The organism is Streptomyces reniochalinae, assembly GCF_003323735.1.
Lineage (GTDB): Bacteria > Actinomycetota > Actinomycetes > Streptomycetales > Streptomycetaceae > Streptomyces > Streptomyces reniochalinae.
This window is the reverse complement of sequence record NZ_QOIM01000042.1, coordinates 466964-482732: the sequence shown is the minus strand read 5'-3', so window position 1 is coordinate 482732 and position 15769 is coordinate 466964. Positions and strand designations below refer to the sequence as shown.

Sequence of the window (15769 nt, the reverse complement as noted above, 5' to 3'; positions counted from 1 at the left end):
GGCCTGCGACACGCCTGCGGCAGCGGAGCCGGGGCCCTCCGCCCCGGCTACGGCACCCGTGCCCCCGTCCCCGGGCCACGCCGCGGAAGGCTCCTCGGCCAACGCCTCGACCGACGTCTCGTCCTCGGCCGAGACGCCCGCTCCGGCGCACGGGCCCGCGCCAGGGTCCGAACCCGGAGCCGGACCCGAGCCCGCGTCGAAGGTCAGGGCGATCCGGCTCGGGCCGAGGTCGATCGCCGCGCTCGCCCTCACCAGCGCCACCGGCCTGGCCGCCTTCGCCTGGCCGCTGTTGGCCGGGCAGGGCTCCGGGCTGGCGCACTCGCAGGACGCGCCATGGCTGTTCGCCGCGCTGCTCCCCCTTCTGCTCGCGGTAGCCGTCGCGACCGTGTCCGACACCGGGCTCGACGCCAAAGCCGTGGCCATGCTGGGCGTGCTGGCCGCGGCCGGTGCCGCGCTGCGGCCGCTGGGCGCGGGCACCGCCGGGCTGGAGCCGATGTTCTTTCTGATGGTGTTGTCGGGCCGGGTCCTCGGGCCCGGTTTCGGTTTCGTGCTCGGTGCCGTCGCGATGTTCGCCGGGGCCCTGCTCACCGGCGGGGTCGGGCCGTGGATGCCGTTCCAGATGCTGTCCATGGGCTGGGTTTCCATGGGGGCGGGGCTGCTGCCGGGCCAGGCCACGCTGCGAGGCCGCCGGGAGCTGCTGCTTCTGGCCGCGTACGGGGCGGTCTCCGCGCTGCTCTACGGGTTGGTCATGAATATGCAGGGCTGGCCGTACATCGCCGGGCTCGGCTCCGGGCTCTCCTTCGTGCCCGGCGATCCGGTGCACGAGAACCTGGCCAGATACGGGGCGTACGTGCTGGCCACCTCCTTGGGGTGGGACGTTCCGCGGGCTCTTCTCACCGTCGTGCTGACTGCCACGTTGGGGGGCACGGTGCTGCGGGCGCTGCGCCGGGCCACCCGACGGGCCGCCTTCGACGCGTCAGCCGCGTTCGCGTCACCACCGGAGAGGGACGAAACCGGCGACGACGGGGCACGGCCGCGGCCCCGGGCGTGAGGCGACCCGGGCGGGCGTGGGCTCGGGCCGCCCGACGGAGTTACCGCGTTCCTGCCCGACCCCGACGGGCAGGAACGCGGGGTCTCAGGTGGGGTCCCGCAGGCAGGGACCCCACCTCGTGCGGACGTACCGGCGTTCGGGCGCGCCGGGTGCCCGGCCTCGCCGCCGCCGCTCTTCTCCATTCGTAGGCGACGCCCCTCGTCGCAGGGAGGCACGAAGGAGGCCGCCGTTTCCGGAGCGGCGGCGGCAGTCCGCGGAAGGGCTGTGCCTCAGCCTCGCCCGGCGAGCGGCCGGACGACGGACGCGCCGGCCCGTCTCGCACGGAGGCGTCTCGCGCCGTGGAAGGAGATGTCGGCAGGTCTCGCGGCGACACCAAACCTCTCGGCAGCGGCGCACGGAATGTGCTTACCGACGACGGCCGGGGCTGCACTCAGCCCGGCCCCCGCCAGCTCACCCAAGCGTGTCCTTCGCGACGTAGTGCGCTCGGTCATGCTTCGGTCCCCCCGTTCACTCCCCGTTACGGCCGCGAGAACGCTCGTTCTCGCTTCCGGTAAGACCGTATCGTAGAGAACGGCGGTTCTCAAGACCTGGGGAGAACGGAAGCATGAACGGCGACGACACCACCGAGACCCGCATCCTCAGCGCTGCGGACGCCCTCTTCTACGAGTACGGCGTGCAGTCCGTGGGGATGGACAGGATCCGCGACGCTTCGGGCGTCTCGCTCAAGAAGATCTACCAGTGCTTCCCCTCGAAGGGCGCGCTCGTGGAGGCCTACCTCCGACGCCGCGACCGGTGGGCGCGCACCGCGCTGGAGGAGCGCGTGGCCGACCACACCGACCCGGAGTCCCGTGTCCTGGCGGTCTTCGACTGGCTCTACGACTGGGTGGACGGACCCGACTTCCACGGCTGTGCGTTCATCAACGCCTTCGGCGAGCTGGGTGCGGGCTCCCAGGGGGTCGTCGAGGCCGTCCGCGAACACAAGTCCGCGGTCCGCACCTTCCTGCGCGGTCTGGCGTTCGAGACGGGCGCGGCCGACCCCGACTGGCTGGCCTCCCAGCTCTCCGTGCTGCTCGACGGGGCGATGAGCAACGCGTCCATCAGCGACTCCCCCACCCCGGCACGGCACGCGCGCTCCGCGGCGAGGACACTGATGCACAGTGCCGCCACCCCGGCGGAAGCGCCGACGGAACCCGCCGCGCTGCGCGAGGAGCCGAGACCAGTCCCGCCGTCGCCGGCGACCACAGCGCCGGACAGCTGACGACTCACGGCTACCCGCTACCCGCTACCCGCTACCCGCTACCCGCTCACGATGCACGGCCGTTGACGGCTTTCGCACGAGCCCACTTCAACACCACGAGCCACCCACCCACACCGGGCCCACAAGCCGATGGGCCCACGCTGCCCTCCGCTTCCTCACAACCGCTGCAAGATCGTCGCCGTGGACAGCGCGCCGCCCGCACACATGGTGACCAGGGCGAATTCCTTGTCGCTCCGTTCCAGCTCGTGCAGGGCGGTGGTGATCAGCCGGGCGCCCGTGGCGCCGACGGGGTGTCCGAGTGCGATGGCTCCGCCGTTGACGTTGACCTTGCCCAGGTCCTGGTCGAAGACCTGGGCCCAGGACAGGACGACGGAGGCGAAGGCCTCGTTGATCTCGACCAGGTCGATGTCCTTGAGGGACATGCCCGCCTTGCCCAGGACGGCGCGGGTGGCGTCGACGGGCCCGTCGAGGTGGAAGTGCGGGTCGGCGCCGACCAGGGTCTGGGCGACGATCCGTGCCCGCGGCCGGAGTTTCAGCGCCCGTGCCATGCGTTTGGAGGCCCACATCACGGCGGCGGCGCCGTCGGATATCTGCGAGGAGTTGCCTGCGGTGTGCACGGCGGTGGGCAGGACGGGTTTGAGCCGGGCGAGCGCCTCCAGTGAGGTGTCGCGCAGCCCTTCGTCCCGCTCGACGGAGCGCCACATGCCCTCGCCCGCCGCCTGCTCCTCTTCGGTGGTGGGCACCTGGACGGCGAACGTCTCGCGTTTGTAGCGCTCCTCCGCCCACGCGGCGGCGGCACGCCGCTGGGAGAGGAGGCCGAGCGCGTCGACGCGTTCGCGGGTCAGTCCGCGGTGGCGGGCGATGCGTTCGGCGGCCTCGAACTGGTTGGGCAGGTCGACGTGCCACTCTTCGGGCCAGGGTTTGCCGGGGCCGTGCTTGGAGCCGCTGCCCAGCGGCACGCGGGTCATGGCCTCGACGCCGCAGCCGATGCCGATGTCGATGACGCCGGCGGCCACCATGTTGGCGACCATGTGGTTGGCCTGCTGGGAGGAGCCGCACTGGCAGTCGACGGTGGTGGCGGCGGTCTCGTAGGGCAGGCCCGCGGCGAGCCAGGCGTTGCGCGCTGGATTCATGGACTGTTCGCCCGCGTGGGTGACGGTGCCGCCGACGACCTGTTCGACGCAGTCGGCGTGGATGCCCGTGCGGCCGAGGAGTTCGCGGTAGGTCTCGCCCAGCAGGTAGGCGGGGTGCAAGGTGGCGAGGGCGCCGGAGCGCTTGCCGATGGGGGTGCGTACTGCTTCGACGATGACGGGTTCGGCGGCCATGAGTCGTCCTCTCCAGCCCGGCTGGCTCCCCACCAGCACGACGAACACAACTAGTACGCGTTCTAGTTCTTCGGACAGTGTGGGGAGGCGGCTCCCCGCCGCGCAAGGGGTGTGCACGAGTCCGGCGTGCGCCCCGCAGGCAAGTTCCACCGCCGTGGCCCTTGCCACTTGTAGAACCCGTTACTACCTTCAGGGCGATTCTGATGGCCCGTCAGCACCGCGCGGTGGCGCCCCTGTGCCTCCCGCCTCGACGGCTTGCCCGGTGCGCGTGGTGCCGGGGCCGCTCCGGGTGCCGCCTGTGCCGTGAGGGCCCGAGACCTCGAAGAGGGAGTGGAGCCGCCGATGTCCTCCTGCCCCGCGCTGCCCGACGGGTTCGACTTCACCGATCCGGACGTCTACCAAGAGCGCGTCCCGCTGCCCGAGTTCACCCTGCTGCGCGAGACGGCCCCGGTGTGGTGGAACCCGCAGCCGCACGACGTGGCCGGATTCGCGGACGACGGCTACTGGGCGGTGACGCGGCACGCCGACGTCAAAGAGGTCTCCACCCGCCCGGAGCTGTTCTCCTCGAACCTGAACACCGCCGTCATCCGCTTCGCCGACCACATGACGCGCGAGCAGATCGACATCCAGAAGCTCATCATGCTGAACATGGACCCGCCCGAACACACGCGGGTGCGCCAGATCGTGCAGCGGGGCTTCACCCCCCGGGCCATCCGCGCCCTGGAGGACGCCCTGCGCGAGCGCGCGAGGCGCATTGTGAGCGGCGCGAGGGACGCGGGGAGCGGCGACTTCGTCACGGACATCGCCGTCGAACTGCCCCTCCAGGCCATCGCCGAGCTCATCGGTGTACCGCAGGAGGACCGCTCCCGCATCTTCGAGTGGTCCAACAAGATGGTCGCCTACGACGACCCCGAGTACGCCATCACGCAGGAGGTGGGCACCCAGTCGGCGGCCGAACTCGTCTCGTACGCGATGACGATGGCGCAGGCACGCAAGGAGTGCCCCGCGCACTACGCGAACGACATCGTCAGCAAACTCGTGGCCGCAGAGGGCGAGGGCAACCTGAACGCGGACGAGTTCGGCTTCTTCGTGATCCTGCTGGCGGTCGCGGGGAACGAGACCACACGCAACGCCATCAGCCACGGTATGCACGCCTTCCTCACGCACCCCGAGCAGTGGGAGCTGTTCACCCGCGAGCGGCCCGCAACGGCAGCCGAGGAGATCGTGCGCTGGGCCACGCCCGTGGTCTCCTTCCAGCGCACCGCCACCCAGGACACCGAACTGGGCGGGCAGCAGATCTGCGCGGGGCAGCGCGTCGGTCTCTTCTACTCCTCGGCCAACAACGATCCGGAGGTCTTCGCCGATCCGCAGGTCTTCGACATCACCCGCGATCCCAACCCGCACCTCGGGTTCGGCGGCGGAGGGCCGCACTTCTGCCTGGGCAAGAGCCTCGCCGTACTGGAGATCAACCTGATCTTCAACGCCATAGCCGACCTCGTACCCGGCATCTCCCTGGCGGGACCGGCGCCCCGCAGGCTCCGCTCGGCCTGGATCAACGGCATCAAGGAACTGCGGGTCCACTACGGATGACGGCCCCCTGGGGCCTCACGCGCCGCGCGTGTAGGCGCCCGGTGTGATGCCGTAACAGCGGACGAACCAGCGGTGCAGATGGGCCTGGTCGGCGAAGCCGCAGCCCGCCGCCGCCTCGGCCGCCGTGGCGCCGCCCTCCAGCATCCGCCGGGCGGCGCGCAGCCGCAGCTGCCGCTGGTAGTCGCTGGGCGGCAGGCCCAGCTCGGCGCGGAACGCGCGGTAGAGAGCGAACCGGCTGCACCCGGCCGCCCGCGCCAGCCGCTCGGCCGGCACTTCCTGTGCCCAGTCCTCCTCCAGCAGCAGGCGGGCGCGGCGTACGGCAGCGGTTCCGGCGCGCACACCGGCGACGCGCGCGGGGCTGTGCGCGCCCCGGCGCACCATGGCGAGAACGGCGTCCGTCAGCCGCTCGTCCCGCGCCAGCGCACCCGCCGCGGCGCCGGCCGAGACGGCGGCGTTGAGCCGCAGCAGCGCGCGCCGCAGCACCGGGTCCTCGCGCACCGGCTGCGGGAACAGCGGCATGGGGGCGTCACGGCCCGCCGCGTCGGTGAGGACGGAGCGGACGAGGTCGGGGCCCAGGTGGACGATGCGGTAGGTGAAGCCCTGTTCGACGGCCGACTCGCCGTCGTGCGGGTCGTCCGGGTTGAACGCCATCACCATGCCGGCGCCGCTGGTGTGACGCCCGCCGCGGCAGTGGAAGCGCTGCGCGCCCGTCTCGGTCACGGCGAAGGAGTAGGCGTCGTGGCTGTGCCGGTGGAAGACGTGCCCGGTGAAGTGCGCGCGCATGGCCTCCACCGGCTGGTCGGGCGCCCGCCAGTAGCGGACCCAGTCGCCCGCCGCGGTGCCGTCTCCGGCGTCCCGGCGCGTGCACTCACCCATGGGGTCAGTCTGTCAGGACCTCAACGCCGTGCTGCGGGCCGTCCACGGGCTGGCACAGCGCGCACGAGCGTTCAAGACGGCCGCCCGCGGCGCCGACAGCCTGGGCTCATGCGTTTCGATACGAAGATCGCCGTCGTCGTCCGCGCCGACCTCGCCGACTGGCAGAAGCTCAACGTGACCGCGTTCCTGGCCAGCGGGATCGCGCACGCCTCGGACGAGGTGATGGGCGGGCCCTACGAGGACGGCTCCGGCAACGTCTATCTCGCACTGGCCCGCGAGCCGGTGCTCTGCTTCGCCGCGGACGCGGAAGGGCTCGCGACGACGCACCGGCGTGCGCTCTCCCGTGGCCTGGCCACCGCCGTCTACACGGACGAGATGTTCGCCACGGGCAACGACGCGGACAACCGCGCCGCCGTCCGGGCGGTCGAGGCCGACAAGCTCACCCTCGCGGGGCTGGGGCTCTACGGTCCGCGGAACGCGGTGGACCGGGCGGTGAAGGGTCTGAAGCTGCACGGGTGACGCGGCGGGTCCGGCCGCCGCTCACGCGCCCCGCGGTGCGTCGGCGGCCGCCGCCCCACCCACCGGCGCCCCGTCGGCGGTCCCGTCCACCGGCGAGCCCTCGATAGCCGCACCGTGCACCCGCGAGGTCCCGACGGCCGCCCCGGCCACCGGCGGTCAGCCGACGGCTGTCGGGCCGGGCGGCGAACCGGAAGGGGCATTCCGGGCTGACGGGCCGGCGGCGCCCCTCCCGCCCGCCGGGACACCGTCGTCGCTCCCAGCCGACGGACCAGCGGCACCCCGCCCGCCCGTCGAACCACCGGCGGCACTTCCGTCCGAAGGACCCGCGGCGGAACCGGTTACCGGCGGCCGAGGCCGCGGCAGGCTGTCCGTACCGCCCGGCGGCGGTTCCGCGGCGGGCGCCCTGCGTTCCCGCAGCCGGGCCAGCCACCGCGCGCCGGCGAAGCCCGCCACCACGGCCAGGACGCCGCCCACCGCGTCCAGCAGGTAGTGGTTGGCGGTGGCCATCACCACGAACATCGTCATCAGCGGGTAGAGGACGCCCAGTGCCCGCAGCCAGACGTTCCGCGTCATCATGAAGACGACCACGGCGCACCACAGCGACCAGCCCACGTGCAGCGAGGGCATCGCGGCGTACTGGTTGGACAGCGAGGTGAGCGCGCCGAAGTCGGGGTCGGACAGGTCCTGCGGCCCGTGTGCCGTATCGACGTAGCCGAGGCCCGGCATCAGCCGCGGCGGCGCGAGCGGGTAGAGCCAGAAGCCGACAAGACCCAGCAGGGTGGCGCAGCCCAGTGCCGTGCGCGCCCCGCGGTAGCGGGGCACCCGGCGGGCGTACAGCCAGGCCAGCAGGGCGATCGGCACCAGGAAGTGGAACGTCGAGTAGTAGAAGTCGCAGGCGTCGCGCAGCCACTGTGTGCGCACCGCCAGCCTGTTGAGGCCGTGTTCGACATCCAGGTGCAGGAAGGACTCCGCCTCCAGGATCTGGTGCCCGTGCCCCTCCGCGAGGGAGCGCGAGTCGGGCGCGTGCCCGCGAACCCAGGAGTACGCCCAGTACCAGACGCGTATCAGCAGCAGCTCCAGCATCAGGTTGGGCCGGCTGAGAGCGCCCATGGGCTCCGGTGCGTCCCACACGGTCGCGTCGCGGCGGATGAAGGGGATGGCACAGGACGCGAGCAGCGCCGCGAACAGCACCGCGTTCTCGCCGAACACTCCGAAGACGGCGACCTTCGGGACCAGCGCGCTGCCGTCCAGCGTCATCACCATCGCGACGAAAACCGGCCACACCAGCCGGTCCCCCGAGCGCCGGCCCACCCGGCCGACCACGGCCAGCAGCACCCACAGCTGCTGGTGCTGCCAGGCGACCGGGGAGGCCACCACGGCGGCGCTGCCCACGATCGCCGCGGCCAGCAGCGGCTGCCCGTCCCGCGCGTAGCGGACCGCGCGGCGCAGCGCCAGCCAGCCCACCGCGGCCGCCGCCACGGCGAACAGCGCGATCTCGGCAGGTCCGTGCAGTCCCGCGCGCAACAGGGCGCCGTGCAGCGACTGGTTGGCGATCGCGTCGGCGGGCTCGCCCAGTCCCGCGCCCGCGACGTGGTGGATCCAGTACGCCGTGGAGTCGCCGGGCATCACGACCCAGGTGGCGAGCGTGCACAGCAGGAAGGTGCCCGTGCCGGTGACCGCGGCCTGACGGCGGCCGGTGAGCCACAGCAGCGGCAGGAACAGCACGGTGGCCGGTTGCAGCGCGCAGGCCACACCGATCAGGGCGCCCCCGGTTCCCGCGCCCAGGACGGCGCGTCCGTTGCCCAACAGCGCGGCGGGCCGCTCGCCGGATGCCGTGCCCGCCCCGTGGTGCGCTTCCGGCTCCCCTCGCGCGCCGCCCAGCAGCCAGCCGGCCAGCACCAGCAGCACGGGCAGCACGCTGGTCTGGCCCAGGTGGAAGGTGTTGCGTACGGGTATGGAGAGCGCCAGCAGGCTCAGCGCGGCCGGGACGGCGCACAGCGCGGTACGCCGAGGGACAGGCCCCGGCAGCGCCCTGGCCGCCAGGACGCCGACGGCGGCGACGAGCAGCATCGTGCCGAACGTCCAGGCGACGCCGAGTGTCTGTTCGGCGGCGCGGGTGAGCGGTTTGAGCACCAGCCCGGCGAACGGCGTACCGGTGAAGGGCTGGTCGCCGCCGTAGAGCGAACCGTGCAGGCGCAGCACGCCGTTGTCGCCGATCCAGGCGAACAGGTCGACCAGCCGCTCCTCCTGCGGGAGCCGCAGCACGGCGGTGGCCTGCCGCGCCGCCAGACAGAGCGTGAGGGCCCACAGGCCCGCCAGGAGCACGCCAGGACGGAAGCCCGCGCGGCTCCACGGCCGCGTGACACCCTGCCCTGGGCCGTTCCCGCCCCCGGACCACTTCCCGCCGCGGTCAGGGCCGCCACGCCCCTCCGCCACCGATTCCGCCGCCACGCCCCGCCGTCTCCGTCCTGTCCGCCGGTCAGCTCGCCGCCGGCCCCCCGCGCTGTTCCACCGTGCCCGGGCCGCACCGCACAGATGTGCGGCCGCGGCCTTCTCACGTCAGACGCGAGAAACCTACTCGCTACCTGACAGCCGCGCCCGGTCGGTTGACCAGAACGGGACAAGCCTTTCCGCGCGCGGCCGGGAGCGGGTCCTGCGCGGGTGCCGGGCCGCCGACGGCTGCGGCAGGTGAGGCGGGATGAGGCACGATGGGGACATGAGCATCGTCAAGATCAACGCGCTGACCGTGCCGACCGAGCAGCGGGAGGTGCTGGAGCAGCGCTTCGCCGCCCGGAAGGGCTTCGTGGAGAGCGCCGACGGCTTCGAGTGGTTCGAGCTGCTGCGCCCCCTGGAGGGTTCCGACCGCTACCTCGTCTACACCCGCTGGCGGGACGAGGAGGCGTTCCAGGCGTGGATGAACGGCCCCATGAAGGAAGCGCACCAGCGCGCGAAGGGCGACGACAGCGAGGACAGCGGCAGCGGCGGCAGCCAGAGCGCGGAGCGCCCGAAGCCCGCCGCGACCGGCTCGGAAACCTGGTCGTTCGAGGTCGTGCAGCAGGCCCCGCCGAAGAAGTGAGCCGGCCCCGGGCGCTCCCCGGGCCGGCTCGGACGAGTGTCCGGCCGGCGGTCAGCCGGGCGCCCTGCCGGATCAGGCGGCGCCGGCCGCGGTGGCGGTGAGCCGGACGCGGCCGTCGGCGAGCGGTTCGAGCCGGAGGTGTTCCAGGTCGGGCACGTGGAGGGTGGGCCGGTGCTCGGGAGCGCGGGGGCCGACGCCGATGACCGGCATGCCGGCGGCCAGACCGGCGGCGATGCCCGCGGCCGAGTCTTCGAAGACGGCACACTCGGCCGCGGGAAAGCCCAGCTCGGCGGCGCCCTTGAGGAAGCCTTCCGGATCCGGCTTGCTGGCGCTGACGTCCTCGGAGGTGACGCGCAGCTGGGGCATCCGCAGCCCGGCGGCCGCCATGCGGGCCGTCGCGAGCCCGGGGGACGCGGAGGTGACGAGCGCGTGCGGGAGGTCCCGGACCGCCGCGAGGAAGGCCGGAGCGCCGGGGACGGGCACGATGCCGTCGGTGTCGGCGGTCTCCTTGGCGAGGAGGGCGCGGTTCTCCGCGTAGTTGACCTCCATGGGCCTGCCCGGGAGCACGGTGGCCATCGTGAGGTGGCCCTGGCGGCCGTGCGCGACGCGGAGGACCTCGTCGGGGTCGAGGCCCTTCTCGGCGGCCCATCCCCGCCAGATCCGTGCGACGACGGCGTCGGAGTTGACGAGCGTGCCGTCCATGTCGAGCAGCAGCCCGCGAACGGTGATGGAGGGGGTCGTCATGCGGGGCTCCCTGGGGCGCGGGCGGTCGCGGAGGGCTCGGCGGAGCCGTCCGCCGCGTACGGCTGGGTCGGCGAACGGGGACAGATGGCCCGCCCGCCGGGTCAGGGACGCCCCTTCCGGATGCGAGGGGGCACGGGCGGGACCATTTGTTCCTCCATCATACAAACTGGGCGCCGCGCCCCGCCAGCCCGCTCACCCCGGCGTACGGGACTCCAGGTGACGGCGGGTGCTGGGGCCGTAGTCGCCGGGCGGGTCGTCCCAGAGGCGGTAGTGCGCCTGGTAGCGGAAGACGCCCTCCTGCACGCCGGAGGAGTAGACGCCGTCCTCCTCCGCGCCCCTGTCGTAGTACCCGGTCTGCTTCAGCCGCCGCTGCAACTCGGCGACCTCGGGCCCCGAATCGCCGGGGCGCAGGGTCTCGCCGGACGACGAGTCCTCCCACACCTCATGCGGACGGCCGTGACGGTGCCCGCCCTCCGCCGACCCGTCCGGACGCCTCTCCTTCCCCTCTCCCTCGCGGTCGCGGGAAGGAGAGGGGGAGGGCCGCGTGGTGTGCTCGTCACCGCCGCGGTCGGCGCGGGGCGTACCCGGTGTGCCCGTACGGGAGGGCGCCGGACTCGGCCGCTCGCTCCCGCTCGGGGCCTGCGACGTCGAGGGTGAGGCGGTCGGCAGCGCGTGGGTGGGCGCGCCGGTGGGAAGGGGACGCATCGCGCGGCCGTCGTCCGCGCCGCGGCCGTCGTCGGTGAGGATCCGGGTGGTCAGCAGGCCCGCCCCCAGCACGGCCGCCACACCGATGCCGGCCACGACCGCCAAGAAAGCGCGCTCCCCCCGCACTCGGGACAGCGTTCGTCCCCCCTCATCCCGATCCCCTCCCCTGGTACGGCCGCGTCCCTAGCGAGGGCCGTACTGTCCGGACCACGGCAGCCGCCGGGCCCGAATCGCCTGCAACTGTCCAGTGGTGGACCCTACGCGGTCCGGGTCGGTCAGGGCCAAGCACCCGTGAAAAGTCGAAACGTCCATAGACGGGCACAGAAAGGGTCAGACGTGGACGTCACGCCCGTACGGACCTCGCCCCGGCCCACCCCGGCCCTGAGTCCTTGCCGGCCGTCGCCCCGGGTCGCTCGTGCCGCTAGGGACTTCCGTTCCGAACGAGAGGCCCTAAGCCGCCCGGGGCGGCTCCGAGCGGCCCGTCTCGGCGTTCAGTTGCCGCACCAGTTCGGACAGGTCCGCGGGGCGGTCCGGGGACCACCAGTCGCCCAGCAGGTCGGACAGGAGCCGCCGACGGGCGTCGGTGAGCTCCCGCGCGGCCTGCTCGCCGCGCGGGGTGGCCACCAGCTCCAGGCCCGCCCTGGTCGCAAGACCGCGCTCCTCCAGCTCCCTGGAGCCGTCCACGACCACCCGGCGCGGGACGATTCCGGCGTCCTCCAGGAGCGCGGGCTCGACGGGCCCGTCGTTGTGGACGCGCAGCAGCATCCACGTGGCGGAAGGCGCCAGCTCGATCCCGGCCGTCGCGGCGATGCGCACGTACAGGTCCCGGCGCCCCTCGATGGTGCACAGCCGGGACAGGGCGCGGGTGACCTCGTCGGCGGAGCTGCGCTCGACGGGGCAGGGGCCCAGCGTCTCGCTCTCGTCCGGTACCTGCACGCTGCGGCGGAGCTTCTGCTCGCGCAGCAGCCACGTCAGCAGGAAGGCGAGGGCGGCGAGCGGTGAGGCGTAGAGGAAGACGTCCGTGATGGAGGAGGAGTAGGCGTCCAGCACCCCGCGTCTGGCCTGGGGAGGGAGCCGCCCGATGGACTGCGGATCGTGCTTGAGGCTCTGAGGCGTCACGCCCGGGGGGAGGCGGCTGCCGCGCAGCGCGTCGGCGAGCTTGCCGCCGAGCCGTGAGGCGAAGAGCGCGCCGAAGACGGCCACGCCGACCGAGGCGCCGACCGAGCGGAAGAAGGTGACGCCCGAGGTGGCCACGCCCAGATCGGCGTAGCGGACGGCGTTCTGCGCGACCAGCACGAGCACCTGGAGCACCAGGCCGAGCCCGAGGCCGAAGACGGCGAAGTAGGCGCCCATCTCCCACTGCGGACTGTCGGGCGTCATCCGGTGCAGCAGCACCATGCCGACCGTGGTGATCGCCGTCCCCAGCACGGGGAAGACCTTCCAGTGCCCTGTGTGGGTGATCAGCTGGCCCGACAGCGTGGAGGAGACCAGCACGCCCAGCACCATCGGCAGCATGTGGACGCCCGACATGGTCGGAGTGATGCCGTGCACGACCTGGAGGAAGGTGGGCAGGTAGGTCATGCAGCCGAACATCGCGAAGCCGATGACGAAGCTGATGGCCGCGCAGAGCGTGAAGTTGCGTACGGCGAAGATGCTCGGCGGCAGCACGGGCTCGGCCGCCCTCCGCTCGACGGCGACGAAGCAGGCCAGCAGGACGGCGGCGAGCCCGGCCAGGCCGTAGACCTGCGCGGAGTTCCACGGCCACGAGGTGCCGCCCAGCGAGGTGACCAGCACGACGCAGGTCGCGACGGCCGCGATGAGGAACGTGCCCAGGTAGTCGATGGTGTGCGGGTGGCGGCTGACCGGCAGGTGCAGCGCGAGGGCGATCACCACGAGCGCGATCACGCCGATCGGCAGGTTGATGTAGAAGACCCAGCGCCAGTCGAGGTGTTCGGTGAAGAACCCGCCCAGCAGCGGCCCCAGCACGCTCGTCGTCCCGAACACGGCACCGAACAGGCCCTGGTAGCGGCCGCGTTCGCGGGGCGGCACCAGATCGCCGACGATCGCCATCGACAGAGTGATCAGTCCGCCGCCGCCGACGCCCTGCACGGCGCGGTAGCCGATGAGCTGCGGCATGTTCTGGGCGATGCCGCACAGCGCCGAGCCCGCCAGGAAGATGACGATCGCCGTCTGGAAGAGCCGTTTGCGCCCGTACTGGTCACCGAGCTTGCCCCACAGCGGGGTGACCGCCGTGACGGCCAGCAGGTAGGCGGTGACCACCCAGGACAGGTGCTCCATGCCGCCCAGGTCGCTGACGATGGTGGGCAGCGCGGTGGCGACGATGGTCTGGTCGAGCGCTGCCAGCAGCAGCCCCAGCAGGAGCGCGCCGATCGGCAGCAGCACCCCGCGCTCGCCGGTGCGTGCCGGTGCCGCCGCCTCTTCCCCGCTCATGGGTCCACGGTGCCCCGCCGCGCGCTCCGGGGCGCGGCGGCCGCGTCCGTCCGGGGGAGCGGCGGGCGGCGCCCCGCTGCGCGCCGCGCTTCGGCATCACCCCGTCGAGTGGCGGCCGGTTCCGGCCGGGACCCGGGAGGGGTCAGGCGATGGCCTCGTACAGGCTGAAGGCCGCCAGCGCCAGCATGAGCAGGGCGGCGACGCGGGTGATCAGCCGCAGCGGAACGTACTTCATCAGGGTGCGGCCGCCGAGAATGCCCAGCGCGGCCACCGCCCACAGGGCGAGGACAGCTCCGAGGCCCACCGAGAGCGGGTCGTCGTAGCGGGCGGCGAGGTTCGCGGTCATGATCTGCGTCAGGTCGCCGAACTCGGCGACCAGGATCAGCGTGAAGCCGCTGCCCGCGACCTTCCAGAAGGACTGGTCGGCGGGCTTGCGGGTCTGCTCCTCCTCCTCTTCGTCCTTCTTGAGCAGCAGCACGGCCGCACCGATCAGGAACAGCACGCCGACGATGGCCTGCACGAGCCGGTGCGGAAGCAGGGTGAGCACGCTGCCCGCTGCGACGGCGATCACGACGTGGAGCAGGAACGCGGCGGCGACCCCCGCGAAGACGTACGACGCGCGGTAGCGGGTGCCGAGCATCAGCCCGGCCAGGGCCGTCTTGTCCGGCAGCTCGGCGAGGAAGACGACGCCGAAGACGACGGCGGCGACGGTGAGGCTGAGCACGGGGACTCCAAAGTGGTCGGGCTGCCGCACCGGCGCGAGCTCACTTCGGCACGGCAGCGTCGCTGGCGACCCGTGCACGGCGCACGGACGCGGACACTGCGGCCGAAGGTCTCGCTGGCGCGGCGCCGCCACTCGGTGGCGGGCACCCCGCTCCGGGCGCCGGGCCCGCGCGCGGCGGGCCAGTGTGTCGACGGTCCGGCGAAGAGCTACTCCCCTTCAGACGAGATACGAGCGTACGTGATGCCTCCGCCACGACGCGATCACTGCCCGGGGTGGGGTACGCCACGCCACCGGCCGCCGGGCCGACGAGACCACCGGAGCCGACCGAACACCGGTCCCGGCGGGACCTGTCGGAGCCGGCCGAACCACCGGGCCCGGCGGGACCCGTCGGAGCCGGCCGGATGGCCAACTCCCCTCCCCCGTCCGTCGTGTGGGTGTATCGCGTGTGGCCGGGAGAGCTTTCCCGGGCAGGCTCTTGAAGTGACGTGCACACGACCGTCACGCTGTGAACCGCACCACCGACACCATCCGCCCCACGATTCGGCACCGTTGCTCAACTTCCCCCCACACACAGGGAGTTCGCATGCCGCACGAACACCGCACAGGCCGCCGCCTCTACGCGCGTCGACGCTGGTCGGCCCTCCTCGCCGCCCTCGCGGCGGTCGTCTCCGCCCTGCTGGTCGGCCTCACGCTGGGCGCCTCCCCCGCCGCCGCCGAGCCCCCCGCCCCGCCGAGCGCCGAGGAAGCCACCACGATGCTCGGGGACCTCACCGAGGCGGACGAGGGCTCCATGGACGGCTACTCGCGCGAGAAATTCCCCCACTGGATCGACCAGGGTGACAGCTGCAACACCCGGGAGGCCGTCCTCAAGCGGGACGGCGAGGGCGTCGAGACCGGCAGCGACTGCTACCCGACGAAGGGCTCGTGGACCAGCCCCTACGACGGCGAGAAGTGGACCGAGCCGTCCGACCTGGACATCGACCACGTCGTCCCGCTCGCCGAGGCGTGGCGCTCCGGAGCCTCCGACTGGACCCAGGACAAGCGCCAGGAACTGGCCAACAATCTCAAGATCGCCCAGCTCCTCGCCGTCACCGACAACGTGAACCAGGAGAAGAGCGACCAGGACCCCGCCGAGTGGATGCCGCCCTCCTCCGGCTACCACTGCGAGTACGCGCGGATGTGGGTCTGGGTCAAGCACACCTACGACATGACGGCCGACGCCCCGGAGAAGGCTGCCCTGAAGAAGGCACTGGCGACCTGCTGACCGTCCTGCCCGCTCGCGGGCAGGACGGGATCCGGCCAGGAAACTGGTCGGAGTGCTCCCTCGTTCCGTACGGTGCGGGTCGAAAGCCCGCACCGTACGGCGCCGCCGGCACGACGACGCCGGTGCGGCGCGCGGTACGGCACCGCCCACCAGGGCGTGCCGTGCGGCGCGACGGGCACGAGGGAC

13 protein-coding genes are annotated in these 15769 nt (G+C 72.9%); 6 read left to right on the top strand and 7 right to left on the bottom strand.

What is annotated here, in order from left to right; all coding sequences use genetic code 11:
• Positions 1 to 58: 58 nt before the first annotated feature.
• Both DQ392_RS27505 and DQ392_RS27500 read left to right on the top strand, forming a co-directional pair.
• Complete coding sequence (locus tag DQ392_RS27505) at positions 59 to 1051, top strand: ECF transporter S component (RefSeq protein ID WP_425470616.1); 993 nt, start codon at positions 59 to 61, stop codon at positions 1049 to 1051.
• 604 nt (positions 1052 to 1655) lie between these two features.
• Positions 1656 to 2309 (top strand): TetR/AcrR family transcriptional regulator, encoded by a 654-nt coding sequence (locus DQ392_RS27500; protein ID WP_114018399.1) that lies wholly within the window; start codon positions 1656 to 1658, stop codon positions 2307 to 2309.
• A 155-nt stretch (positions 2310 to 2464) separates the two neighbouring features.
• On the opposite strand, the gene DQ392_RS27495 is transcribed toward DQ392_RS27500, so the two are convergent.
• Positions 2465 to 3634, bottom strand: a complete 1170-nt coding sequence (locus DQ392_RS27495; RefSeq protein ID WP_114018398.1) for a steroid 3-ketoacyl-CoA thiolase — start codon at positions 3632 to 3634, stop codon at positions 2465 to 2467.
• Positions 3635 to 3976: 342 nt separating this feature from the next.
• On the opposite strand from DQ392_RS27495, the gene DQ392_RS27490 reads away from it, so the two are divergent.
• Entirely contained in the window at positions 3977 to 5224 is a 1248-nt protein-coding gene (locus DQ392_RS27490; RefSeq protein WP_114018397.1) for a cytochrome P450, read from the top strand.
• Positions 5225 to 5239: 15 nt separating this feature from the next.
• Here the strand turns inward: DQ392_RS27490 and DQ392_RS27485 are convergent, their stop codons facing one another.
• Positions 5240 to 6100, bottom strand: coding sequence for an AraC family transcriptional regulator (locus tag DQ392_RS27485; protein ID WP_114018396.1), 861 nt, complete (start codon positions 6098 to 6100; stop codon positions 5240 to 5242).
• A 108-nt stretch (positions 6101 to 6208) separates the two neighbouring features.
• On the opposite strand from DQ392_RS27485, the gene DQ392_RS27480 reads away from it, so the two are divergent.
• Positions 6209 to 6619, top strand: coding sequence for a DUF2000 family protein (locus DQ392_RS27480; protein WP_114018395.1), 411 nt, complete (start codon positions 6209 to 6211; stop codon positions 6617 to 6619).
• Positions 6620 to 6775: 156 nt separating this feature from the next.
• On the opposite strand, the gene DQ392_RS27475 is transcribed toward DQ392_RS27480, so the two are convergent.
• Positions 6776 to 8944, bottom strand: a complete 2169-nt coding sequence (locus tag DQ392_RS27475) for a bifunctional glycosyltransferase 87/phosphatase PAP2 family protein (protein WP_245982032.1) — start codon at positions 8942 to 8944, stop codon at positions 6776 to 6778.
• Positions 8945 to 9335: 391 nt separating this feature from the next.
• Here DQ392_RS27475 and DQ392_RS27470 point away from each other — a divergent pair, with 391 nt between their 5' ends.
• Positions 9336 to 9695, top strand: a complete 360-nt coding sequence (locus tag DQ392_RS27470; RefSeq protein ID WP_114018393.1) for an antibiotic biosynthesis monooxygenase family protein — start codon at positions 9336 to 9338, stop codon at positions 9693 to 9695.
• A gap of 72 nt (positions 9696 to 9767) precedes the next feature.
• Here DQ392_RS27470 and DQ392_RS27465 read toward each other — a convergent pair whose 3' ends face one another.
• From DQ392_RS27465 to DQ392_RS27450, 4 genes are all read right to left on the bottom strand, one after another.
• Complete coding sequence (locus tag DQ392_RS27465; protein WP_114018392.1) at positions 9768 to 10439, bottom strand: HAD-IA family hydrolase; 672 nt, start codon at positions 10437 to 10439, stop codon at positions 9768 to 9770.
• A gap of 192 nt (positions 10440 to 10631) precedes the next feature.
• Positions 10632 to 11240, bottom strand: a complete 609-nt coding sequence (locus tag DQ392_RS27460; RefSeq protein ID WP_245982096.1) for a peptidoglycan-binding domain-containing protein — start codon at positions 11238 to 11240, stop codon at positions 10632 to 10634.
• A gap of 354 nt (positions 11241 to 11594) precedes the next feature.
• Positions 11595 to 13595, bottom strand: coding sequence for an MDR family MFS transporter (locus tag DQ392_RS27455; protein WP_114018390.1), 2001 nt, complete (start codon positions 13593 to 13595; stop codon positions 11595 to 11597).
• A gap of 142 nt (positions 13596 to 13737) precedes the next feature.
• On the bottom strand, positions 13738 to 14319 hold the full coding sequence (locus DQ392_RS27450; RefSeq protein WP_114018389.1) for a TMEM165/GDT1 family protein: 582 nt from the start codon (positions 14317 to 14319) through the stop codon (positions 13738 to 13740).
• A gap of 583 nt (positions 14320 to 14902) precedes the next feature.
• On the opposite strand from DQ392_RS27450, the gene DQ392_RS27445 reads away from it, so the two are divergent.
• A complete protein-coding gene (locus DQ392_RS27445) occupies positions 14903 to 15583 on the top strand; it encodes an HNH endonuclease family protein (protein ID WP_114018388.1) in 681 nt (226 codons plus the stop codon).
• Positions 15584 to 15769 lie beyond the last annotated feature (186 nt).

Excerpts from the sequence above, each read along its gene's own strand:
- DQ392_RS27445 (WP_114018388.1), top strand. The coding sequence starts at position 14,903 with ATGCCGCACGAACACCGCACAGGCCGCCGCCTCTACGCGCGTCGACGC.
- DQ392_RS27495 (WP_114018398.1), bottom strand. The coding sequence starts at position 3,634 with ATGGCCGCCGAACCCGTCATCGTCGAAGCAGTACGCACCCCCATCGGC.
- DQ392_RS27470 (WP_114018393.1), top strand. The coding sequence starts at position 9,336 with ATGAGCATCGTCAAGATCAACGCGCTGACCGTGCCGACCGAGCAGCGG.
- DQ392_RS27455 (WP_114018390.1), bottom strand. The coding sequence starts at position 13,595 with ATGAGCGGGGAAGAGGCGGCGGCACCGGCACGCACCGGCGAGCGCGGG.
- DQ392_RS27480 (WP_114018395.1), top strand. The coding sequence starts at position 6,209 with ATGCGTTTCGATACGAAGATCGCCGTCGTCGTCCGCGCCGACCTCGCC.
- DQ392_RS27500 (WP_114018399.1), top strand. The coding sequence starts at position 1,656 with ATGAACGGCGACGACACCACCGAGACCCGCATCCTCAGCGCTGCGGAC.
- DQ392_RS27485 (WP_114018396.1), bottom strand. The coding sequence starts at position 6,100 with ATGGGTGAGTGCACGCGCCGGGACGCCGGAGACGGCACCGCGGCGGGC.
- DQ392_RS27465 (WP_114018392.1), bottom strand. The coding sequence starts at position 10,439 with ATGACGACCCCCTCCATCACCGTTCGCGGGCTGCTGCTCGACATGGAC.
- DQ392_RS27490 (WP_114018397.1), top strand. The coding sequence starts at position 3,977 with ATGTCCTCCTGCCCCGCGCTGCCCGACGGGTTCGACTTCACCGATCCG.